Annotated in this window: 23 protein-coding genes; 7 read left to right on the top strand and 16 right to left on the bottom strand. The window is 66.8% G+C overall.

The window, feature by feature from the left end; genetic code table 11:
• The first annotated feature begins 3 nt into the window (after nucleotides 1–3).
• Nucleotides 4–570 carry a Uma2 family endonuclease gene (locus ACWEVR_RS15860; RefSeq protein ID WP_357150640.1) on the top strand — a complete coding sequence of 189 codons (567 nt, stop codon included), beginning with the start codon at nucleotides 4–6 and terminating at the stop codon, nucleotides 568–570.
• 16 nt (nucleotides 571–586) lie between these two features.
• On the opposite strand, the gene ACWEVR_RS15865 is transcribed toward ACWEVR_RS15860, so the two are convergent.
• Entirely contained in the window at nucleotides 587–1,486 is a 900-nt protein-coding gene (locus tag ACWEVR_RS15865; RefSeq protein ID WP_452467514.1) for a LysR family transcriptional regulator, read from the bottom strand.
• Between the two features lie 153 nt (nucleotides 1,487–1,639).
• On the opposite strand from ACWEVR_RS15865, the gene ACWEVR_RS15870 reads away from it, so the two are divergent.
• The 3 genes from ACWEVR_RS15870 (at nucleotide 1,640) to ACWEVR_RS15880 (ending at nucleotide 4,930) form a co-directional block, all read left to right on the top strand.
• Nucleotides 1,640–2,830 (top strand): MFS transporter, encoded by a 1,191-nt coding sequence (locus ACWEVR_RS15870; protein WP_452467515.1) that lies wholly within the window; start codon nucleotides 1,640–1,642, stop codon nucleotides 2,828–2,830.
• Nucleotides 2,831–2,856: 26 nt separating this feature from the next.
• A complete protein-coding gene (locus ACWEVR_RS15875; RefSeq protein ID WP_452467516.1) occupies nucleotides 2,857–4,098 on the top strand; it encodes an SGNH/GDSL hydrolase family protein in 1,242 nt (413 codons plus the stop codon).
• Between the two features lie 118 nt (nucleotides 4,099–4,216).
• A complete protein-coding gene (locus ACWEVR_RS15880) occupies nucleotides 4,217–4,930 on the top strand; it encodes an MmyB family transcriptional regulator (protein ID WP_067643721.1) in 714 nt (237 codons plus the stop codon).
• 59 nt (nucleotides 4,931–4,989) lie between these two features.
• Here ACWEVR_RS15880 and ACWEVR_RS15885 read toward each other — a convergent pair whose 3' ends face one another.
• The 3 genes from ACWEVR_RS15885 to ACWEVR_RS15895 form a co-directional block, all read right to left on the bottom strand.
• A complete protein-coding gene (locus tag ACWEVR_RS15885; protein ID WP_357150644.1) occupies nucleotides 4,990–5,139 on the bottom strand; it encodes a hypothetical protein in 150 nt (49 codons plus the stop codon).
• Between the two features lie 51 nt (nucleotides 5,140–5,190).
• Nucleotides 5,191–5,529 (bottom strand): hypothetical protein, encoded by a 339-nt coding sequence (locus tag ACWEVR_RS15890; RefSeq protein WP_356985502.1) that lies wholly within the window; start codon nucleotides 5,527–5,529, stop codon nucleotides 5,191–5,193.
• Nucleotides 5,530–5,800: 271 nt separating this feature from the next.
• Complete coding sequence (locus ACWEVR_RS15895; RefSeq protein WP_452467517.1) at nucleotides 5,801–6,778, bottom strand: GlxA family transcriptional regulator; 978 nt, start codon at nucleotides 6,776–6,778, stop codon at nucleotides 5,801–5,803.
• 79 nt (nucleotides 6,779–6,857) lie between these two features.
• Between ACWEVR_RS15895 and ACWEVR_RS15900 the strand changes: the two genes are divergently transcribed.
• Nucleotides 6,858–7,442, top strand: a complete 585-nt coding sequence (locus ACWEVR_RS15900; RefSeq protein ID WP_452467518.1) for a cysteine hydrolase family protein — start codon at nucleotides 6,858–6,860, stop codon at nucleotides 7,440–7,442.
• A gap of 78 nt (nucleotides 7,443–7,520) precedes the next feature.
• On the opposite strand, the gene ACWEVR_RS15905 is transcribed toward ACWEVR_RS15900, so the two are convergent.
• The 7 genes from ACWEVR_RS15905 to ACWEVR_RS15935 form a co-directional block, all read right to left on the bottom strand.
• Entirely contained in the window at nucleotides 7,521–7,835 is a 315-nt protein-coding gene (locus ACWEVR_RS15905; RefSeq protein WP_452467519.1) for a hypothetical protein, read from the bottom strand.
• Between the two features lie 82 nt (nucleotides 7,836–7,917).
• Nucleotides 7,918–8,379: an HD domain-containing protein gene (locus tag ACWEVR_RS15910; RefSeq protein WP_452467520.1), complete on the bottom strand. Its 462-nt coding sequence runs from the start codon at nucleotides 8,377–8,379 to the stop codon at nucleotides 7,918–7,920.
• A 149-nt stretch (nucleotides 8,380–8,528) separates the two neighbouring features.
• Nucleotides 8,529–8,957: an LppU/SCO3897 family protein gene (locus ACWEVR_RS15915; protein WP_452467629.1), complete on the bottom strand. Its 429-nt coding sequence runs from the start codon at nucleotides 8,955–8,957 to the stop codon at nucleotides 8,529–8,531.
• A 470-nt stretch (nucleotides 8,958–9,427) separates the two neighbouring features.
• On the bottom strand, nucleotides 9,428–9,838 hold the full coding sequence (locus ACWEVR_RS15920) for a hypothetical protein (protein ID WP_452467521.1): 411 nt from the start codon (nucleotides 9,836–9,838) through the stop codon (nucleotides 9,428–9,430).
• Between the two features lie 301 nt (nucleotides 9,839–10,139).
• Entirely contained in the window at nucleotides 10,140–10,574 is a 435-nt protein-coding gene (locus ACWEVR_RS15925) for a hypothetical protein (protein WP_452467522.1), read from the bottom strand.
• A 516-nt stretch (nucleotides 10,575–11,090) separates the two neighbouring features.
• Nucleotides 11,091–11,960 (bottom strand): MaoC family dehydratase, encoded by an 870-nt coding sequence (locus ACWEVR_RS15930; RefSeq protein WP_452467523.1) that lies wholly within the window; start codon nucleotides 11,958–11,960, stop codon nucleotides 11,091–11,093.
• Nucleotides 11,960–13,315, bottom strand: a complete 1,356-nt coding sequence (locus tag ACWEVR_RS15935; RefSeq protein ID WP_452467524.1) for a 3-oxoacyl-ACP reductase — start codon at nucleotides 13,313–13,315, stop codon at nucleotides 11,960–11,962. Before ACWEVR_RS15935 ends, ACWEVR_RS15930 begins: the two co-directional genes overlap by 1 nt.
• Before the next feature lie 101 nt (nucleotides 13,316–13,416).
• Here ACWEVR_RS15935 and ACWEVR_RS15940 point away from each other — a divergent pair, with 101 nt between their 5' ends.
• Nucleotides 13,417–14,748 (top strand): acetyl-CoA C-acetyltransferase, encoded by a 1,332-nt coding sequence (locus ACWEVR_RS15940; protein WP_452467525.1) that lies wholly within the window; start codon nucleotides 13,417–13,419, stop codon nucleotides 14,746–14,748.
• Between the two features lie 68 nt (nucleotides 14,749–14,816).
• Here the strand turns inward: ACWEVR_RS15940 and ACWEVR_RS15945 are convergent, their stop codons facing one another.
• From ACWEVR_RS15945 to gnd, 4 genes are all read right to left on the bottom strand, one after another.
• Nucleotides 14,817–15,047 (bottom strand): hypothetical protein, encoded by a 231-nt coding sequence (locus ACWEVR_RS15945; protein ID WP_439265989.1) that lies wholly within the window; start codon nucleotides 15,045–15,047, stop codon nucleotides 14,817–14,819.
• A 111-nt stretch (nucleotides 15,048–15,158) separates the two neighbouring features.
• Complete coding sequence (locus tag ACWEVR_RS15950) at nucleotides 15,159–16,142, bottom strand: alpha/beta hydrolase (protein WP_452467526.1); 984 nt, start codon at nucleotides 16,140–16,142, stop codon at nucleotides 15,159–15,161.
• On the bottom strand, nucleotides 16,142–16,843 hold the full coding sequence (locus tag ACWEVR_RS15955; protein ID WP_452467527.1) for a hypothetical protein: 702 nt from the start codon (nucleotides 16,841–16,843) through the stop codon (nucleotides 16,142–16,144). Before ACWEVR_RS15955 ends, ACWEVR_RS15950 begins: the two co-directional genes overlap by 1 nt.
• A 239-nt stretch (nucleotides 16,844–17,082) precedes the next feature.
• Nucleotides 17,083–18,108 (bottom strand): phosphogluconate dehydrogenase (NAD(+)-dependent, decarboxylating), encoded by a 1,026-nt coding sequence (gnd, locus tag ACWEVR_RS15960; RefSeq protein WP_452467528.1) that lies wholly within the window; start codon nucleotides 18,106–18,108, stop codon nucleotides 17,083–17,085.
• A gap of 306 nt (nucleotides 18,109–18,414) precedes the next feature.
• Here gnd and ACWEVR_RS15965 point away from each other — a divergent pair, with 306 nt between their 5' ends.
• On the top strand, nucleotides 18,415–20,262 hold the full coding sequence (locus ACWEVR_RS15965; RefSeq protein ID WP_452467529.1) for a VanW family protein: 1,848 nt from the start codon (nucleotides 18,415–18,417) through the stop codon (nucleotides 20,260–20,262).
• Between the two features lie 7 nt (nucleotides 20,263–20,269).
• On the opposite strand, the gene ACWEVR_RS15970 is transcribed toward ACWEVR_RS15965, so the two are convergent.
• The gene (locus tag ACWEVR_RS15970; RefSeq protein WP_452467530.1) at nucleotides 20,270–21,451 is read right to left on the bottom strand and encodes a DUF5685 family protein; all 1,182 of its coding nucleotides are present in this window, start codon (nucleotides 21,449–21,451) and stop codon (nucleotides 20,270–20,272) included.
• Nucleotides 21,452–21,481 lie beyond the last annotated feature (30 nt).

Consider the following 21,481-nt stretch of genomic DNA (forward strand, 5'->3'; position numbering starts at 1 on the left):
GTCATGACCATCGAAGCCGTCACTCCGGCGTGGATGCATCGCCAGATCACCGCAGCGGAATACGACTCCTGGACCGAGGAGCAGTGTGCAGGTGTCGAGATCGTCGACGGGATGGTGGTCGTGAGCCCGAGCGCGACCAAACGCCACAACCGACTCGCCCGTATTCTCGCGAACGCGTTGGACGCGGCCGCAGGCCCGGACTGGAACGCCGACACCGACTTCGACATCCGCCTCCAGGATGTCCCGCTCACCAATCGCCGCCCCGACGTCGTCGTCTATCGGGCCGACACCCTCGACATCTCCCCTACCCGCCCCGAGCATGTGCTGCTGGTGGCGGAGGTCGTCTCGCCCGGCTCGGAGACGACCGATCGGATCGTCAAAGTCGATCAGTACGCCAAAGCCGGAATTGCCTTCTACTGGCGGGTCGAACAGTCCCCGACAGGGCTCCCCCTCACCTATACCTATGTTCTCGACCCTGCCACCCGGTCCTACCGCGACAGCGAGGTCCACACCGGAATTATTCGCGCCGCAGCGCCTTTCCCGATCGAGGTCGACCTCGGTCGACTCTGAGCCGCCGCTCCCCGCCCTAGCCGAAGTAGTGTTCCGCGCCTTGCTGGGCGACTGCTTCGAGCAGCATTTGTACGAACGCGTGTAGTCGTGCGGATTCCGCGCCCGGTAGCCATACCGGGCGCCACACGTGCCCTCGTCCGTCGCTGAACGGCACATAGACCGTTCCGCGGCGGGGGTAGTGGCGTTCGGCGTGGGCTCCGGCCGGGTGGACCCCGGCGCCGAAAGCGACGGCGGTCAGTACGTCTTCGAAGGTTTGCGCACCGTTCGGGCCTACCGGGCTGATGTGCCAGGTTTCGTCGAGGTAGCGGTGCCAGTACGCGCTTGCGGGTCCGCCGATGGCGATCACCTCGAGGCCCACGGTGGTGCTGTCGATCGAACTTCTGCGGGCGAGGGCGTGATCGCGCGGAACCACCAGCCCCGTGGGCTCGGTGAGCAGGACAGGTCCGGCGACCACGTCGAGTTCGCCGACCGGGGAGTGGCTGATGACCAGGTCGAGTTCGTCGCGGCGCAGCGGGCCGAAGACATCGCCGAGGTGGACCTCGCGGGCGTGTACCTCGCATTCGGGGTGGCGGTTCCGGAACTCCAGGACGGTGTCGACCAGCAGGCTCGCCGCCAACCCGCCGAGGTAACCCACGCGCAGTGTCCCTTCCACGCTGCGTGCCGCGGCCTGCGCGCGTTCGATGGCCCGGTTCAGTTGCGTGCGGATCGGGAGCAGGTCGTCGCGCAGGATCCGGCCGACCGGCGTGAGCCGCACCTGGCGGCTGGTTCGTTCGAAAAGCTGTGCGCCGAAGTGTCGTTCGAGCTTCTTGATGGTTTGGCTGACCCGCGCCTGCGTCAGATACAGCCGTTCGGCGGCCCGTCCGAAGTGCAGTTCCTCGCATAGAGCCAGGAAGATCTCGATCTCCTGCCGTTCCATAACTCCCGCTAATCGACCATGTCGGCGACGGCCGTTGATGCACGTGAACGCGACCGGCAGTCTGAAATCACTCCATTCGAAACCGTACGTCCGGGTACCGACACGAATGGCCTTAACGGAACAATTTTCCCACTAAGGGAGTTGCACACTCACATGACCACGACACTGACCGCCCCGCCCCGGGCGGGGACCGACCGGCCGACTCTCGCCCTCGGCGCGCTTGCGCTGGGCGCCTTCGGAATCGGCCTCACCGAATTCGTCATCGTCGGCCTGCTGGGCGTGATCGGCGACGACCTGTCCACCTCCGTCCCGACCGCGGGCCTGCTGGTTTCCGGCTATGCCGCAGGCGTCGCCGTCGGCGCGCCGCTGATGACCGCGCTGGGCTCGCGGGTCCCCCGCAAGACCATGCTCGCGACACTCATGGGCCTCTTCATCGCGGGCAATCTGCTGTCGGCCCTGGCTCCCACCTATGAACTGCTGCTCACCGGCCGGATCGTCGCCGCGCTCACCCACGGCGCGTTCTTCGGCATCGGTTCCGTGGTGGCGGCGAGCCTGGTGGCACCCGACCGCCGGGCCGCCGCCATCGCCACGATGTTCACCGGGCTCACCCTGGCCAATGTCGCCGGCGTGCCGCTGGGCACGGCGCTCGGCCAGGCATTCGGCTGGCGGTCGACATTCTGGGCGGTGACCGCCGTCGGGGTGGCCGCGCTGCTCGCCGTCCTCATGCTGGTCCCGCACCAGCCACGCGGCGAATCCATCTCGCTGACAGAGCAATTGGCGGTGTTCACTCGCCCGCAGGTATGGCTGGCGCTCTCGATCACCGCGCTCGGATTCGGTGCCGTCTTCGCGGCGTTCACCTTCTTCGAACCGATCCTGACCGAGGTGACCGGCCTGCCCGACGGTGCCGTCCCGTGGCTGCTGGTCGTTTTCGGCGCCGGCCTGTTCGCGGGCAATATCGTCGGCGGCCGGCTGGCCGACCGCGCCTTGCTACCTACGCTGATCGGCGCGCTCGCCGCCCTGACCGTGGTGCTGATGATCTTCGCGGTAGTCGCCGGGCATCCGGTCGGCGCGGCCGTCAGCATCCTCGCGCTCGGCGCGACCGGTTTCGCCATCGTGCCCGCCGTCCAGATGCGCGTACTCGACACCGCGGGCGGCGAATCGGCGCTCGGCTCGGCCGCCAATATCTCCGCCTTCAATATCGGCATCGCGGTCGCCTCCTGGCTCGGCGCCGCCGCCATCGACGCCGGGTTCGGCCTGACCGCGCCCGCCTGGATCGGCGCAGCTCTGGCCGCCGCCGCCCTGCTCACCACCCTGTTCGCCCGCGCGCTCGAGCGCCGCGGCTAGACCGACTACCGAGAATCGACGAACCCATGCACGTCTGGAAGAAGATGATGACCGCCGCAATCACGATCACCGCCACCCTCACCGCAGCCTGCACCAACACCCAGGCCGCCCCCGCCGACACCGCGAGCACCGCCTGGTCGGTGCCGATGCAGCAGCCGAGCACCGGTTTCGAGCCGAACTGGTCGCTCGACGGATTCGCCCAGCACACACTCCGCCAGGTCGTCCGGGTCACCACCGGCGGTGATTCCGCCCGGATCACCCTCTCCAACCGCTTCGGCCGCACCGATCTCCGCATCGCCTCGGCCACGATCGCCCGCACCGATTCCGGGGCTCGCGTACATCAGGACACGCTGCGTCCCCTTCGCTTCCACGGCAGCGACACCGCCACCATCGCCCCTGGCACCGATCTGACCAGCGACCCCGCCGAGCTGCAGCTGGCTCCCCTCGAATTCGCCACGGTCACTTTGTATCTGGACGAACCCACCGGACCCGCCACCTTCCACGCCCAGGGCTATGCGACGTCCTACCGCGCCGCCGGCAACCACGCCTCAGACGCCGACGCGACCGCCTTCACCGAGACAACACACTCCTGGTACTACCTGTCGAACGTGCGGATGAGCGGCGCCGCCGCCGCGGATGCGATCGTCGCGTTCGGTGACTCGATCACCGACGGTTTCGGCTCCGACAACGACGGCAACAACCGCTACCCCGACGCCCTGGCCGACCGCCTCGCCGCCGCAGGCACCCCACGCCCCGTCCTCAACGCGGGCATCGGCGGCAACACCATCATCAGCGATTCGCCCTGGTACGGCGAGAGCGCATTGCGCCGCTTCGATCGTGACGTCCTCGCCCAGGACGGTGCCCGCACGGTCGTCATGCTCGGCGGACTGAACGATATCGGCTTCTCGGAAGTCGATCTGCCGACCTACAAGCCCAACCCGGTCGTCACCGTCGAACAGCTGATCGCGGGCTACCGCGACATGATCGCCCGCGCCCACCGAGCCGGGCTGCGCGTGATCGGCGGAACCCTCCTGCCGATGAAGGGCGCCGAGTACTACACCCCCACCTCCGCCGCGAAACTGCGCGCGCTGAACGAATGGATCCGCACCAGCGGCGAATTCGACGCCGTCGCCGACTTCAACACCGCTGTCGCCGACCCGGCCGACCCGGAGCGCCTCGACCCTGCCTTCGACTCCGGCGACCACAAACACCCGAACGCGGCAGGCTACCGAGCGATGGCCGCCGCAATCGACCTGAACACCCTCTAGGTTCGCGTCTCTCGGACGGTCCGGAGCTTTCGAGCTCCGGACCGTTTCGTTGTTTCCGGGTGATCTTTGCGGCGTACCCTTGGTTTTACCGTCGTCGGGGTGAGGCTCGGGGGTTGGGATGGCTGAAAGTTCTGCGCTCAGTGTGTATTTGCGCGAGCGGCGGTTGGCGGCGGGGTTGGCGCGGGCGGAGCTGGCGGCTCGGGCGCAGATGGCGCCGCTGCTGGTCACGCAGATCGAGACCGGGGCGTTGGTGCCCAATACCGCGATGCTGCAACGGCTTTTCGACAGTCTCGATGTGCCGCCGTGGTACCGAAAGCACATTCTCGTGCTCGGTCTGCCGTCGGTCGATACCGGCGCCGCGCCGACGGCACCGTCGACCGAGGACCTCGCCGACCTGGGCAGTCTCACCCATCCGGCCTGCTACCAGCGCTTCCCCACCATGGACCTGCTCGCCGCGAACGCCGAGTACCAGCGCATCTTCCCCGGCACCGGCGCCGGAGTGAACCTGCTCGAATGGATGTTCCTGAACCCGGCCGCCAAGAAGGCCCTGCTCGACTGGACCACCGAAGCTCAGGTGCTCGTGCACGCCTTCCGCATGCTGTCGCCGTTGGCTCCCACCCAGCGCGTCACCGCGATCACGACCGCCTGTGCCGTCTCACCTGATTGGGACGCGGTGTGGGCCAGTGAAATCCGGCCGCAAGATGTCGCCCGGCGGCATGTGCGGGTGCGCGACCGCACCACCGGTGTCGAACGCCGCTACCTGCTGCGCATCTACGACCCGGCCTTCCCCACCCGCCCGTGGTGGCTGTACCGGATGATCCCGTCGCGGTAAAACACACAAAACGGCGCCCGTCGAAATCCGACGGGCGCCGCGTTGAACTGCCTCGATGCTCAGCCGGCCGACCCGGAGGCGAAGGCGGCGAGCAGGGGCAGGATCTGGACCAGGGTGTCGAACATGCTTCTCCTTCTAGACGAATAGTCACTTCTTATCAGCGCCGAATTACGCAGCACATAATTCGGATGAACGTGAGAAGAACTCATCTGCACCGACGGCCGGTCCCGTCGGTGCGTTCGCACCCGGTCCAGGGCCTGTTACTCGGCAGGCGTCTCGGCGGTGCCGCTGCTCAGCAGCGCGAGCAGCGCGGCCAGATCCAGACCCTCGGCAGAACCGGTGGCGGGCTCCTCCGCCACGGTCTCGGCCTCGCCCGAGCCGCTGCTCAGCAGGGCGAGCAGGGCCGCAAGGTCCAGGCCCTCGAGCGAGCCGGTCGGCTCCTCCGCGACGGGCTCGGTCTCCGCGGTGCCCGAGGTGAGCCCGCTCAGCAGTTCCGACGACCCGGTGGCCGGTTCCTCGGCGGCCGCGACCCCCATGCCCATCATCGACATGCCAGCCGCCGCGACCATCGCCACACCGAATGCACGAATCTTTGCCATTGTGAACCCCTCATCTTTCAGATTTGCGGCGAATTTCCGCCGCACAAGATGTCTAACACCACGCCAGACCGCTCGGCAGACGTCTGAAAGGGGGGCAAGACAGCAGCCGAGGGTTTGCTCAGGCGCCCGAACCGCTGGTCAGCAGGCGTATCAGACCCGTCATTGCCCACAGCATTGTCGTAACCGGCCACGTCGGCCATTCTTCCGCGATACCGAACACCCGAAACCCCTTGTTACTCAGCAATTCACCGTAAAGTCGACAGCTTAGTGATCACCCGATGCGGAACCGATTCCGGTACTCCGCAGGGGTGGTGTCGAGCCGTCGGCGAAAGGCGCGCGCCAGGGTATCGACGGTGTTGAACCCACAGCCGGCCGCGATGCGCTGCAGCGTTTCGTCGGTCGTCTCGAGCCGATGCCGCGCGACCTCCACCCGCGCCGCCTCGATATAGGCGGCAGGCGTCATCCCCAGCTCGGTCCGAAAAATCCGCGTGAGCTGGCGTTCGCTCACATGTGCCTGTTCGGCCAGCTCGGTCACCGTGAGCGGACGCGCGATATTGCCCGCGATGTAGTGCCGCAGCTCGTCGATGCGGCGGGTGGTGGAGACCGGCTCGAGCGAAACACTGAACTGGCTCTGGCCGCTCGGCCGCTTCAGGAACATCACCAGCTGACGGGCGACGCGCAGCGCGAGCTCCTCACCGAAGTCGTCGGCGACCAGGGCCAGCGTGAGATCGAGGCAGGCGGTGAGCCCCGCGCCGGTCCACACATTGTCGTCGCGGATATAGATCGGATCGGCATCGACCCGCACCGCCGGATGCTCGGCGGCGAGTTGGTGCGCGGTCGACCAGTGCGTGGTGGCGCGCTTGCCGTCGAGCAACCCCGCCGCCGCGAGCACATGCGCCCCGACACACACCGAAGCCACCCGGCGAGCACCGGTCGCCATCGTCGAAACAGCCTTTACCACAACTGGTTCCACGACCGCGCGAACTTGTCGCCGTTCATCGGTCTCGACCGCGCCCGGCACGACGATCGTGTCGATCCGCCGCCCGGCCAACCCGTCGAACGTCACGTCGGGCAGCACCCGGACCCCCGCCGAGGTCGTGACCGGATCCAAAGTCTCGGCGGCCAGCACCACTTCGTAGCCGGTCGGCTCGTCCATCTCCCGCTGCAGCAGCGAGAACACCTCGGGCGGCCCCGTCACGTCGAGCAGGTCGACCCCTTCGAACAGCACCACCACAATGAGCCGTCCCACCATCCACCTCCTGCCGATGTCCGAATCTGCAGGTTACATGACATTGCAGACATCACTGGCCGGCCATAGCGTGGAACCCATGACCTCCACAACCCTGCGCCAGCTCAGCGGCCTCGACGAAACCCCCGCCGCCCTCGCCACCTCGACCCTGATCCTGGTCGACTACCAGAACACCTACACCCGCGGTGTCATGGAACTGACCGGCTGGGAACCGGCGCTCGACGCCGCCGCCGACCTGCTCGACCAAGCCCGTCGCGCAGGCACCACCGTCATCCACGTGATGCACAACAGCGGCGAAGGCAGCCCCTACGACATCACCACCGACATCGGCCAGATCCACCCCAAACTGACCCCCACCCCCGACGAAGCCGTCGTCGTGAAGTCCTTCCCCAACTCCTTCGTCGACACCGAACTCGGCGACCTCGTCGATGCCGCAGGCAACGAATCCGTCATCATCGCCGGCTTCATGACCCACATGTGCGTCACCTTCACCGCCGAAGGCGCCTTCCTCCGCGGCAACAAACCCACCGTAGTAGCCAACGCCTGCGCCACCCGCCCCCTAGCCCAAGTCCCCGCCCCCCAACTCCACGCCGCCGCCCTCGCCACCATCGGCGACATCTACGGAGTGGTTGTCCCGACCCCGGCCGACCTCGCCACCGACTGACCTCGCGATCCGTCGGCCAATCCGTGTTCACCAAACGGGCGAAGAATTCAGCTGACCCACTGCGCCACTCCGAACACCCTATCGCCGATCGTCTTGGAATACCGCCGACCAGTCCCATGATCCGGTCGGATCTTTCTCGTAATGATAGGCAATGGATTGCAAGCGGGTGCCATATTCGGCATGCAGGGATACGAACCTCCCTACCGACGTCAACAATTCATCATCAGGGAATATGACCGGCTGGGTATTCGAGTGCATTCGAACACTGTACCGGCCGCCATCAATAGCGATCACCAGGTCCGCAGATATATCGTCTTCATACATCTCCGCTAAAGCGAGCAGTCCAATCTCTTTGTCTATAGATGCTTGCAGATCGAGAGGAAAGCTAGGCATACAACGTATCCTTCATCGGGTCGATTGGGTCATCGGAACGCCAACGACGAACTTCGGTGTCAGGTGGTGGCAGGCCGTCAGGTTATGCACGGACCGGATAGCCTCCCTGGAAAGCGAGTCGGTGGTCGGCGTGGGCGGCGATGCGATCGAGTTCGTCGTCGAGGGCCATGAATACCTGCCATGATGGCTGACCTTCAGCGGTGGCGAGGCGCTGCACTATCAGTTCCTCCAGTTCAGGAACACGCTTCGCTTTCCATATCTTGTCTGCCAGGCTGACCAGCAAATCTTCCGTTTCGACCTCGGCCGCGGTCCACGAGCTGTGGGTTCGTGCGAATCGCGCCGACTTCTCGTCGAAGCCGTGTGCCACGAGGAGTTCGAAACCGGCCAGCTCGTGCGCCGAACCTGGCCCCGACAACTCCTCGGGATGAAGGATCTTGCCGATGTCGTGTGTTGCCGCGCCGAACAGCACAGCCTCGCGGTCGAACCACAAGCCTCGATTACGGATTTCGACCCAATCGACCAACTCCCACGCCACTTCGTGCACCGCCCGGAGGTGAGCGCCGAGACGGGGTGGAGCCGCGAGGTCTCGGAGGAGACCCTCGACTTGGGCAGGTAGTGCTCGGAGCCCAGGATCAGTCAAGGCTCGTTGCAACAGAACGCGATTCACTCCCACCCTTCCGGTCCCGGATCTCATCACGGCGTTACGAGGCAAAGAGTGAAGTCGTCTGTGGTGTAGAAGAACTCCGTGGCTGTGTAACCGGCGCACAAGTAGTCATTCGCGAAATCCGAATGTCCCTTGCTGCCCCTGACTTTGGCGATCACCCTTCCGGTTGCGCGTGGGTCGGAGCAGGCGATCTTCTCGACATTCGGGTTGTCGTCCTCGGTTCGGTTGCCGTTGCGGTTCACCACGCAGTCCCCGACTTCGGCACTGCTCGCGGACCGCTCCTCTGCGTTCACCTGGACGATCGCCAACAAGGGCAGGAATATCACCGGAATCAGGAGTCCGAGCATGCCCGCCCGCCGCCACAGCGGCTTGCCGGGGTCCAGCGACGGGCCGGGAGCACCAGGAATCGGTGGAGGCAAACGCCGCACCCGGTTCGCCGCCCCGATGTTCAGCAACATGGTCACCGGGTTCGCCACCAACGAGATCAGCCCGAACCAGCCGAGCCACGCGCTCTCGGCGGTCAATCGCCGATACGTCGCCGTCCCGCAGTTTCTGCAGAACGGTCCCGGCTCGGTGATGAATCGCATGAACCACAAGAATCCACGATGCGATCGAATCGGCGTGCGCACGGCAGGCGTACCTCCACACACACCGCAATAGATCCCATTGGCCGTACTGAAGTCGGTCTGCTCAGACCAAATTTCTCCTGGCGTCGACACGCCTACCCCTAGTCTCGCTCGAGCCCGCTCACACGCGGGCAACCGGCGATCGTAGCATCAAGCACGGCAAGAGCTTCACTTAATACACTGCGGCACAACCGCTTTCGCTCTTTATGTAAGCAGAGCCGCATGGCGGCAACACGTGCCAGCACGGCTGCTACCAATCCCCATAAGGCGGCACCGTCTGCGATGCGGTCGGCTGCCGGTTTCTAGTTCAGCGGGGCCTCGCGCCACCAGTTCATGACCTCGTCCGGTGTGCCGTATCCGTCGGTGAACATGAGGAAGGTTGCGCGTTGGGCGTCGCCCGAGAAGGTGGTGATGATCTTGTTTCCGTTGTCGGTGTACTGATGGTTCGTGTATTCGCGGCCGTGATTGACGTCGGTCGTCACCGATGACGGCGGGAGGGCGGCGACCACCGACTGAACGTCGACGGCGGAGTGGTAGGCGTAGATCCGATAGAAGGGGTCGTTGCCATCCCCTCCGCCATAACACCGCCACTGCCACGCCCAGTTGCCGAATTCTGGGTCACCCGCATTGGCGCTGGGAACGTACCCGCGATCGGTCTGCCAGCAGGTCGCACCCCGGTACCCGATTTCACTTTCCGCACTCTGCGGAACCAACCGCGGAAACGCAGCGCTGATCGATTCGGCGGTCGGAGGGACGACCTCCGACGACCCGCTGGGCAGGCCGGGAACCGCCGAAGCCTGAGCACCCAACAAAGTCAACGCGAGCCCAACCACGACAGCAGACCCAAATGCCCTCATCTTGTACACAGCCCATCCTCCGAATGATTAGCGATCCAAGCACGCCACCGCCAACGAAACCATGCTCCGTGAGGGGTGTCGATGGCGGCCGATGCTGTGCCGGTATGGCAAATGCCCCGTCGTGGGACGGGGCATTTGTTTTCTACGTGCTGATGAATCAGGGGGTGGTGGTGCCCGGGTCGGTGGGCTCCTCGGTGCCGGCCGAGCCTGAGGACAGGGCCTCGAGGATGGTGGCCAGGCTGTCAGCGGAACCGGTCTCGGGAGTCTCCGCCGGCTCCTCGGCGATGTCGGTGGCCGGGTCGGTGGGCTCTTCGGCGCCGGCCGAGCCCGAGGACAGCGACTCGAGGATGGTGGCCAGGCTGTCAGCCGAACCGGTGTCCGGGGTCTCCGCCGGCTCCTCGGCGATGTCGGTGGCCGGATCGGTCGGGTCCTCCGCAGCAGCCGAACCGGACGACAGAGCCTCGACGATGGCGGCCAGGCTTTCGGAGGAGCCGGTTGCGGGCTCTTCGGCGGCGGAGGCCACACCGGTGCCGAACATGGCGATACCGGCCGCGAGGGCGATGCCGAAACCGAGCGTGCGGATCTTCTTCATGAAGTGAAACCCCTTGGTATTAAGCATGATTGCCGACTGCGTTGCCGACTGGAAAGGTTCTAACACGGGGGGCGGACAGTTCCGCAGACACTTGTTTTCGGGGCACTTGCCAGGGCAATGCTGAACATTTGCCGTCAAGCGAGAGGTAATCGGAGAGGTGTGCGAGGGTTTCAGAACGATCGTTCGGAATCCACAACTCGATGCCAGCTGGAAAAGTTGAACACTGCAGTACAAGCGGTCGGTTGCGGCCCCGAGGCGGATTCGACCCGAAGCCCGATGTACTCGTGATCTTTCGGCACGGCGCCGAACCCATCTTGTTACCCAGCTAATACCTGGCGTACACCATGATTGATGTCACATGCAGGACCAGTAACAGAACGATCAGCCACAACGATTGTCGCGCAACCGGTTTGATGGACACTGTATAGCTACTGGTTGCCTGCCATATAACCACGTGCACAACGGAAAAGGCCGCATATCCCGAATGGGATACGCGGCCTTCCGGCAACGAAGAACTCAGCGCACGGTGGCGGTGAGGTGGGGGAAACCCTTCTTGGGGTGCAGCATCGACAGATCCCAGCCGGTGTCGGCCTTCTCGGCGTAGATGTTCACCGAGGAAGGCAGGAGGATCGGCTTGCCGAATTTGACCGTGTAGGTGGCCTTTTCGGGGACACGGCCCTCGATGGTGCCGAGGATTGTCGCCGCCGACCACATGCCGTGGGCGATGGTGGTGGGGAAACCCATTGCCTTGGCGCCGATTCCGGAGACGTGGATCGGGTTGCGGTCGCCCGAGGCGGCGGCGTAGCGGTTGATGATCTTCTGATCGACACGCTGCACGCGCAGCGGCGGCGGGGGAACCTCCTCCGGCGGGGGTGCGGACTTCGGACCGCCGGACAGCGAGGTGCGCTGCTGATGCAGCATGGTCGCCACCTGACGCCACACCAGTTCACGGCCGACGCGGATCTCTGTAACCGCGTCTACCAGCAGGCCTTTCGGGTGCTCGCGCAGGTTCTCGGTGTGCACGGTGAAGTCCAACGGCTCAGCCGCCGAGATCTCACGGGTGCGTTCGATGACGTTGGAGAAGTGCACCGAACCCACCGCGGTGAACGGGAAGTCCCGCGCCACGAGCAGTTCCATCATCAGCGGGAACGCCAGGACGAACGGGTAGGTGAGCGGGAGGGTGTCGCCGAAGCGCAGGCCGGTGGCGTGGCAGTAGGCTGCGAGGTGGTCGGGGTCGACCCGCACACCCTCGATGGCGACCCGGCGGTCGGGCAGTACGGGCTTGCGGCCCGAGAGCGGCGCGGGCAGCGGGACGGCGCCGATGGCCGCCTTCGCGTACAGCGAGCCGTTGCCCGGGATCTCGGTGAGCGTGATGGTCTGGGTCATCAGGCGCCGATCAGGCTCTGCCCGCAGACGCGAACAACGTTGCCGCTCACCGCGTTCGACGCCGGGCTGGCGAAGTAGGCGATGGTCTCGGCGACGTCGACGGTCTGGCCGCCCTGCAGCAGCGAGCTCATCAGGCGGCCCGCCTCGCGGGTGCCGACGGGGATGGCGGCGGTCATGGCGGTTTCGATGAAGCCGGGGGCCACCGCGTTGATGGTGATGCCCTTCTCCGACAGCAGCGGCGCCTCGGCGTCGACCATGCCGATGACGCCCGCCTTGGAGGCGCCGTAGTTGGTCTGGCCGCGGTTACCCGCGATGCCCGCGATGGAGGACACGTCGATCACACGGCCACCCTCGGAGAGCACACCCTTGGCGACGAGGCCGGAGGTGATGCGGTGCGGCGCGGCGAGGTTGACGTTGATGACCGAGTTCCAACGGCCCTCGTCCATGTTGGCGAGCAGCTTGTCGCGGGTGATGCCCGCGTTGTGGACGACGATGTCGATGCCGCCGAAGCGCTCGGTGGCGAACTCGGCGAGGCGCTCGGCGGCGTCGAGCGCGGTGACGTCGAGCGCCAGGGCGGTGGCGCCGACCTTGTTGGCGGTCTCGGACAGGGCCTCACCGGCGGCGGGGATGTCGGCGACGATCACGGTGGCGCCGTCACGGGCGAACACCTCGGCGATGGTGGCACCGATACCGCGCGCGGCACCGGTGACCACGGCGACCTTGCCCGCGAGGGGCTTGTCCCAGCTGGCGGGCGCCACGGAATCGGCCTTGCCGACGCGGATGACCTGACCGTCGACGAACGCCGACTTGGCCGAGAGCAGGAAGCGCAGGGTCGACTCGACACCCGTGGCCGAGGAGCCGGCCTCGGGGTGCACGTAGACGAGCTGGGCGGTGGCGCCGCGCAGCAGTTCCTTGGCAACGGACCGGGTGAAGCCCTCGAGCGCGCGCTGGGCGATCTGCTCGTCGACCGAACCGACCAGCTCCGGCGTGCTGCCGAGCACCACGACGCGGCCCGACGGCGCGAGGTTGCGCATGGCGGGCTGGAAGAACTCGAACAGCTGCTCGAGCTTCTCGATGGAGTCGATGCCGGTGGCGTCGAAGACCAGCGCGCCGTACTTGGTTCCGGACTCGAGCGAGTCGGCGATGGTGTAATCGGTGAGCAGGGCACGGATCGGCTCGGCGAGGCGACCCTTGCCGCCGAGCAGCACCGGGCCCGGAAGCGCGGGCTCGCCTGCCTTGTAGCGGCGCAGCTCCGCGGGCTGGGGCAGGCCCAGCTTGCTCGCGAGGAACGCGCCGGGGGCGGAGTGGATGAAGGATCCGTAGAGGTTGGGTGCGCCCTTGCTCTTGGCTGCCACTGTTCCTACCTTCACATTCGCGGGTACGGTGTCGACAACGAACTTACTCCAGAGTAAGTTGGATGACAACCGATCACCCGACGAGACCATGGAGAACTCGAGTGACAAGCAAAGCCCGCTCGACGGCGGCCAAGGCAGGTACCGCCAAAACCGCGAAGACGCAGCGCCCGGTCGCGATCGTTGGCGGTAACCGAATTCCGTTCGCGCGCTCCGACAAGGCCTACGCGCACGCGTCCAACCAGGACATGTTCACCGCCACCCTCGACGGGCTGGTCAGCCGCTTCGGCCTGCAGGGCGAACGCCTCGGCATGGTCGTCGGCGGCGCCGTGCTCAAGCGCGTCGGCGAGCACAGTCTGATCCGTGAGAGCGTGCTCGGCTCCAAGCTCTCGCCCTACACCCCCGCACACGACCTGCAGCTCGCCTGTGGCACCGGCCTGCAGGCCGTGGCGACCGTCGGCGACGCGATCGCGATGGGCCGCATCGAGGCGGGCATCGGCGGCGGTACCGACACCACCTCCGACGCGCCGATCGGCGTGAGCGAGGACATGCGCGAGTGGATGCTCAACGCCAACCGCGCCAAGACCAACAAGGACCGGCTCAAGCTGGTCGGGCAGTTGCGGCCCTCGATGCTCGGCATCGAGATCCCGCGCAACGCCGAGCCGCGCACCGGGCTGTCGATGGGTGAGCACGCCGCCATCACCGCCAAGGAATTCGGCGTCTCCCGCGAGGCACAGGACGAGCTGGCCTACCTCTCGCACAAGAACATGGCCGCCGCCTACGACCGTGGCTTCTTCGACGACCTGATCACCCCGTTCCTCGGGCTGACCCGCGACGACAACCTGCGTCCCGGTTCGACCGTCGAGAAGCTGGCCACGCTGAAGCCGGTGTTCGGCACCAAGCTGGGCGACGCCACCATGACCGCGGGCAACTCCACCCCGCTCACCGACGGCGCGTCGGCGGTGCTGCTGTCGACCGACGAGTGGGCCGCCGAGCGCAAGCTGCCGGTGCTCGCGCACCTGGTGGACTCCGAGGTGGCCTCGGTGGACTACATCCACGGCCCCGACGGCCTGCTGATGGCGCCCACCTACGCGGTGCCGCGTCTGCTGGCCCGCAACGGCCTGAAGCTGCAGGACTTCGACTACTACGAGATCCACGAGGCCTTCGCCTCCGTGGTGCTGTGCACGCTCGCCGCGTGGGAGTCCGACGCCTACTGCAAGGAGCGCCTGGGTCTCGACGGTGCGCTCGGCTCGATCGACCGCAGCAAGCTCAACGTGAACGGTTCCTCGCTCGCCGCGGGCCACCCGTTCGCCGCGACCGGCGGCCGCATCGTCGCCTCGACCGCGAAGATGCTGGCGGAGAAGGGTTCCGGCCGCGCGCTGGTCTCCATCTGCGCCGCGGGCGGCCAGGGCGTCGTCGCGATCATCGAGCGGTAGTCACACGCTGAAACAACTACGGCGGCACCCGGAATCCGGGGGCCGCCGTAGTTGTCTTCGCGCCTTTGTCAGCGGCACATCGGGTTCGGGTGCGGCTCGGCGGCGCCCCAGGGACCGCAGATGAGAAGCTTCATGATGCCGAGGGGGAAGTCGATGAGGGCGGAACCGGTGCCCGCGGAGCCGGACTCGGCGATGACCGCGGGCTGCGCGGGGGCGGCGAGGGCCGGGGAGGTGGCGCCCGCGGCGATGCCCGCGACAGCAGCGGTGGTGACGAGGACTCGGATCATTCGACGGTGCATGGGGGAACCTCTCGGGTAACTGAGCAGAGCTAACTGTCACATCGGGGGTTTCAGCGAGGGCGTTTCCGAAACTTGTGGGGGCTTGACTCGCGAAACCTTTTGTGTAACTGGCTATTCCGTACCTATGGCGGCGGCGAGCAACGGCCAAGAGGCATGCAGATCTTGCTCCCAGTAGTGCCAGGTGTGCGCGCCCGCAGGCCGGAAGATGGTGTGCGCGGGGATGTTCAACTCGTTCAGGCGTGCAGCCAGCCGCTGAGTACAGAAGTTGGCCGCCGCTTCGATGGCGCCGCCGAGCATGATCTGGTTGGCCATGCCGAGGGCTTTGCCGGGAGTCGCTCCGGGCGGAAGGGTTTCGGCGGGTCCGGGGAGCCCGGAGGCGCTGGACAGGTAGATCGTCCTGCCGCGCAGTCGATCCGCGTTGAGGTAGGCGTCGTTGGCCCGCCAGGCGGGGTCGTCGGGCGGGCCCCACATGTTCACCGGATCGGCGCCGGCGCGGGCCAGAACGAGGTCGATGAACGCGCGGCTCATCGGATCTTCGACCGTGGCGCAGCCGCTGAAAGCGCCGACTGCGCGGTAGCGATCAGGGGCGGCAATGGCCAGGTTCAGGGCAGCGGTGGCCGACATGGACAGGCCCGCAACCGCATTCACCCCGGTGGTGCCGAGGGTGACGTCGATGATCGGCGGCAGCTCCTCGGTGAGAAAGGTCTGCCACTTGTTGCGTCCGAGCTTGGGGTCGTCGCGCTGCCAGTCGGTGTAGTAGGAGAACGCGCCCTCGGCGGGGGTGACGACGTTGACGTTCTTGTCGGCGAAGAACTCGACGATATCGGTCTGGTCGTACCAGTTCGCCACGTCCTCGCCCCCGCCCGCGCCGTTCAGCAGATACAGGGTCGGGCGGGGTTCGCTGGTGTCGAAGGGTGTGATCACCCGCAGGGGGATGACCCGGTCCATCGACGCGGAGTACACGTGCAGCGTCTGCTGCCGCTGACCGGGCCGCTCGACGCTGTCGAGGCGGGAGACATCGGCCCCGGCCGTGCCGACCGTGAGCACTATCGACGCCGAGATCGCTGCCACGATCGAACACAGCCGGGCGAACATCAGCTGCCGATCAGGTTGCGCAGCACGTCGGAGAGGATGTCGGTGGCCGAACCGGTGGAGCTCAGCTGACCGTCGGAGGACCCGAGGCCGTTCTCGCCGAGACTGCCGATCACCGTCTCGCCCGCATTGGCGCCACGCGCGGTGAAACACGCGGTGAGGTTGGGCATTTCGTTGCTCACGCCCACCGTGCCCGCGACGCCGACACCACCGCTGGTCACCTGCTGACCTGGTTGCAACGAGGACGGGACCGGGTAGGTGATGGTGAGGGTCACGGGGTTGCCCGAGTTCACGAACCAGCCGGTGCTGGTGACCTTCCAGCCGCCGGCGTTCGGTTCGGGCGTCACATCCTCGGTGACCTGGCCGCCGATGGCGTGATAGGCGGTGACCGTGGTCTTGACGGGGGCACCGAAGCCGCTGGGCGGGAAGTCGGTGATGGTGTTGACGTAGGGGTTGCCGATGCCGGTGGTCCCGACGACCACCTTGTAGGTGACCGTGGTGCCCACGCCGATCTCCTCGGCGCTCGCGATCTTGTCGTAGACGTGGGTGACGCCGACGGTGCTCGCGTCGCGCTTCTCGGCGTGACTACGAACCGAGCAGGTGCTGTCGGCGGCGACGACGCCGGAGCCGAGGGCTACGCCCGCGCAGGCGATGACCAGCGCGGTCGTGGCGATTCCCGCGGCGGTGCGCGAAGTCCGGATCATGATTTCCTCCAAAGCCCACCCTGGACAGGTGGGGCGAATCCTCATCGAGTGGTGCTCCCCCTCTGGCGACAAGGTAACGGCGGAACTGGACAGTTGTCCTGAAAAACAAGAACGTGTTCCATTATTTGTGGAACATCCTTGTTTTACTCTCGAAGACTCGTTTGACCAGGTAATCTCCGGAAGTTTGTGCCCCACGCGGGCCCGGCCGCCCGTGATGACGGGCGGCCGGGTGCGGACGTCTACTTCGGCAGCTCGATGTGGCCGCCGAACGCCTTGCGCATGGCCGAGAGCATCTTGTCGGCGTATTCGGCCTCCCCGCGCGAGGAGAAGCGCTGGAACAGCGCGGCCGACAGCACCGGAACCGGGACGGCGGTGTCGATGGCGGCGTCGATGGTCCAGCGGCCCTCGCCGGAATCGGACACCCGGCCGCTGAAGGAATCGAGGTTCGGGTCGGCGAACAGCGCGCCCGCGGTGAGGTCGAGCAGCCAGGAGGCCACCACCGAACCACGCCGCCACACCTCGGTGATCTCCGGGATGTCGAGCTTGTACTGGTAGTACTCCGGGTGCTCGAGCGGGGTTTCCTCGGCGGAGTGCTCGCCGCCGTGATCGGCGCCCATATCGGCGTGCTTGAGGATGTTCAGCCCCTCGGCGTAGGCGCTCATCGCGCCGTACTCGATGCCGTTGTGCACCATCTTCACGAAATGACCCGCGCCCGCCGGGCCGCAGTGCAGCCAGCCCTGCTCGGACGGGGTCGGCTCACCGGTGCGGCCGGGGGTACGCGGTGCGGCATCGACACCGGGCGCGATCGACTTGAACAGCGGCTCGAGCCTGCGCACCTGTTCGTCCTCGCCGCCGATCATCAGGCAGAAGCCGCGTTCCAGACCGAAGACGCCGCCCGAGGTACCGACATCGAGGTAGTGGATCCCCTTGGGGGCCAGCGCCTTCGAGCGCTTGATGTCCTCGTGGTAGCGGCTGTTGCCGCCGTCGATGATGGTGTCGCCCGGCTCGAGCAGGTCGGCGAGCTCGTCGATCGCGGCGCCGGTGGCACCGGCGGGAATCATCACCCACACCACCCGTGGCGCGTCGAGCATCCCGACGAATTCCTTCAGGTCGGTGCTGCCCCGGAAGCTGTCGCCGAGCTCGGCGGACAGCTCGTCGATGTGGCCCTGGTGGCGCTCGTGCCCGACGGCGCTGTGCCCGTCACGCGCGATGCGGCGCACGATATTGGCGCCCATCCGGCCGAGGCCGATCATTCCCAACTGCATCAGTTCTCCCTCGTTGTCCGGTCCCTGGTGGCGAGTCTCACCCCTGATTGTCGCGTGCGACCGAGCCCAGCTGCCCGGCGGCATCGCGCGCCCGGTCGAAATCGACCGAAAATCGGCTGTAACGCCCCGGTGAGGGCCGCGATAAACAGATCGGCTCCGTGTAGTTGCCAGACCCCCGACCCGGCAACTACACGGGGCCTTCCTGCTGTCTGCCCCACTTCGCCGGGCTGCCGAGTGCGCGCCGGGCCGTTACCCTTGGCGGGCACCCGGTAAACCCAACGGGGCCCATGAAACGGAAGGACCTCCGTGCCCAGCGAGTCGACCGCCGGACGACCGGCGGACCGAGGGCGGGGCGAGGTCGGACTACGCAAGCTGCTCGAAGCAAATCGCACTTTCGATGCCGACACCACCGCCCTGCCCACCCAGCCCATCAGCACCATCGCCCGTGACCACCGCCCACAGGCGCCGCAGCCGACCCCGCCGGGCGACCAGCAGCTGGTCAAGCGGATCGGGATCGCCGTCGGTGCCGTGTTCGCGGTCGGCACCGCCGCCTATCTGGCCGACTTAGCGCTGAACGTGGGCGAGGTGCCACGCGGCGTCGTCGTCGCCGGCGTGGAGGTCGGCGGGATGGAACAGGGCGAGGCCGACGCCAAGCTGCGCAGCGTCCTCGGCCCACGCGCCGACCAACCGCTGCCCGTGCGCATCGGTGATGTGCAGGCCAGCATGGTGCCCTCGGCAGCCGGTCTCGGCATCGACTGGGACGCCACCTGGGATGCCGTCGGCGGTCAGCCGCTGAACCCGGTCGGTCGATTGGTCTCACTGTTCGGGACGCGCGACGTCCCCGTGTCCAGCACCGTTGACAACGCCGCGCTCGATCAGCAGTTGAGCACGTTCCGCACTCACGACAACCCCACCGTGGAAGGCACCGTTCGCTTCGAGAACGGCGCACCCGTCGCGGTGCCGCCGGTCCCGGGCCGGGTGCTCGACATCGACGGCGCGCGCAGCACCATCACCGAGCGCTGGGCCGAGGTGAGCCTGCTCGACCTGCCCGTCGTCGCGGCACCGGTCGAGGTGCGAACCGAAGCGGTGCAGGCGGCGTTGCGCGATATCGCCACGCCAGCTGTCGCCTCGCCGATCACGTTGGCGGCCAAGGACACCCGGGTGGCACTGACGCCCGAGCAGATCGCGAGCGTGCTGAGTTTCGTACCCGACGGCAAGGGCGGGCTTGCACCGCAGATCGACAACGACGCCGTGATCGGCTTGCTCGGCCCACAGGTGGTGACCACCGAGATCGAGCCCAAGGACGCCACGTTCACCGTCGGCGCCGGAAAGCCGACGGTCGTACCGGCGGTGGTCGGCGAAAAGATCGACTGGGCCAAGACGCTGGAGAAGCTGCCCGCGCTGCTCACCCAGCCGGGCGAGCGGGCGTTCGAGGCCGTCTATCAGCGCATCGAACCGAAGCTCACCACCGAGGCCGCCGAGAAGCTCGGCATCAACGAAACCATCGGCGAATTCACCACCGGCGGGTTCAGCGGACCCTCCGGGGTGAACATCCGGACCGTGGCCGCCAAGGTGAACGGTGCCGTCGTGAAACCCGGAGATACGTTCTCGCTCAACGGGTTCACCGGTCCGCGCACCGCCGCGGAAGGATATGTCGAGTCCGGGATCATCGACAAGGGCAGGCCGAGCACGGCGGTCGGCGGTGGCATCAGCCAGTTCGCCACCACGCTGTACAACGCCGCCTACTTCGCGGGCATGGAAGACGCCGGGCACACCGAGCACAGCTACTACATCTCGCGCTACCCCGCCGCGCGCGAGGCGACAGTGTTCGACGGCGCGATCGACCTCGCCTTCCGCAACAATTCCGAACACGGTGTATTCATCCAGGCCGTCGCCACCGGGTCCGACATCACGGTGCGGCTGTGGGGAACGAAAACCGTCGACGTGGAGTCGATCACGGGCGAGAAGACCAAGCCGACGGAACCGACCGAGATCACCCTGCCCAAGGGCAAGGACTGCATCGCCTCCGAGGGCGCGCCCGGATTCACCATCTCCGATACCAGGGTGATCACCGATCGCAAGACGGGGCAGCAGATCTCGCGACACACGCGGACCGTGAAGTACGACCCCATCCCGATCGTGAAGTGCGAGTGAGGTTTTCCTAGCAGTTGCAGTCGCAGCAGCAACCGTCGCCGCAGCATTTGCCGCACTCGCCGCAGTTGCCGCAGCACTCGCACGCGTCGCAGCAGTCCTTGCACTTCTTGCGCCAGGCCTTCTTTCGCCTGCCGTCGCAGGGACTGTTGTGGTCGACGCAGCACGCCGCACCGGTGCAGTAGACGCCGCAGATCTGGCCGATCGCTTTCAGCGGGCCGGGTCCGGACGACTTCTGCTCCGGTGCGGAAGGGAATTGGTAGGGCTGGTGATTCGCCGAGGCGCGACAGGTGTGCCCGGTGACGAGCCCGAGCCCGCGGCCGAGGTTGCGCAACAGCGCAGCCAGCGGATCGAGCAGGGCCCAGCGCACCGTCGGCACCTGGTCGAGTTCGGTCTCGGCTGCCGCCCGGCGGATGCTCGCCTCGCTCTCGCGGACCAGTTCGTAAGCGCGCGGCATATCGGTGCCGGTCGCGTCGAGCGGGTTGAAGCGGCCGCGGGCGCGATCGCGTTCGAGGTCTTCGATCGCATCGGCAAGGTGGGCGATGCGGCCGACGTGGCGGCCGATCTCCTCGAGGGCGGCAACGTTTTCCGGCCTGCCAGCCAGGGTGGCGGTGTGGCCGAACAGGGTGGCCGCGCACAGCTGGGTGGGGCCGGTGAGGGCGTCCAGGGTCGCGGGTGCCGCGTTCGACACGAGATGCCCTGATGCTGCCCGTTTTTCGATGCTCGACTGCGTCGCGATCGCCGCCAACAGCGGAGCCACGTCGAGGCCGATGTTGTCGGCCTGACGTTGCGCTCGGGCCGCCCAGGAGTGGGAGACCTTACGCATCGGGCCGCGCGCGAGGGCACCGGCATCGCCGTCGTCGACGTGATCGCGAATCTTGGCGGCGCCCAACAGGAGTGACGCCGTGGCGGCCAGCTGCACACCCGGCGCGTCGGCCGCGACCACCGATGCCCGGCGCATACCGCGCAACGGGCAGGGCGCGGCGTTCGTCCGGGAACCCGTGCCCGCCTGCGCCTCGGTGAGCACGCTGAGCACGATCGCATCGGTATTGGTCGCCGCGCGGGCCAGCTGGCCGTGGCCGTCGCGCAGGCCGAGACACAGCCCGCACATGTGCGCCTGCCATTGGTCCGGATCGATGCCGTACTTCGCCGCACCGTGCGCACACGGCTTCAACACTCCGAACACTGCCACCCCGTCGGTCGTGAACTACCAGACAAGCAC

This window comes from Nocardia sp. NPDC003979 (genome assembly GCF_053605015.1).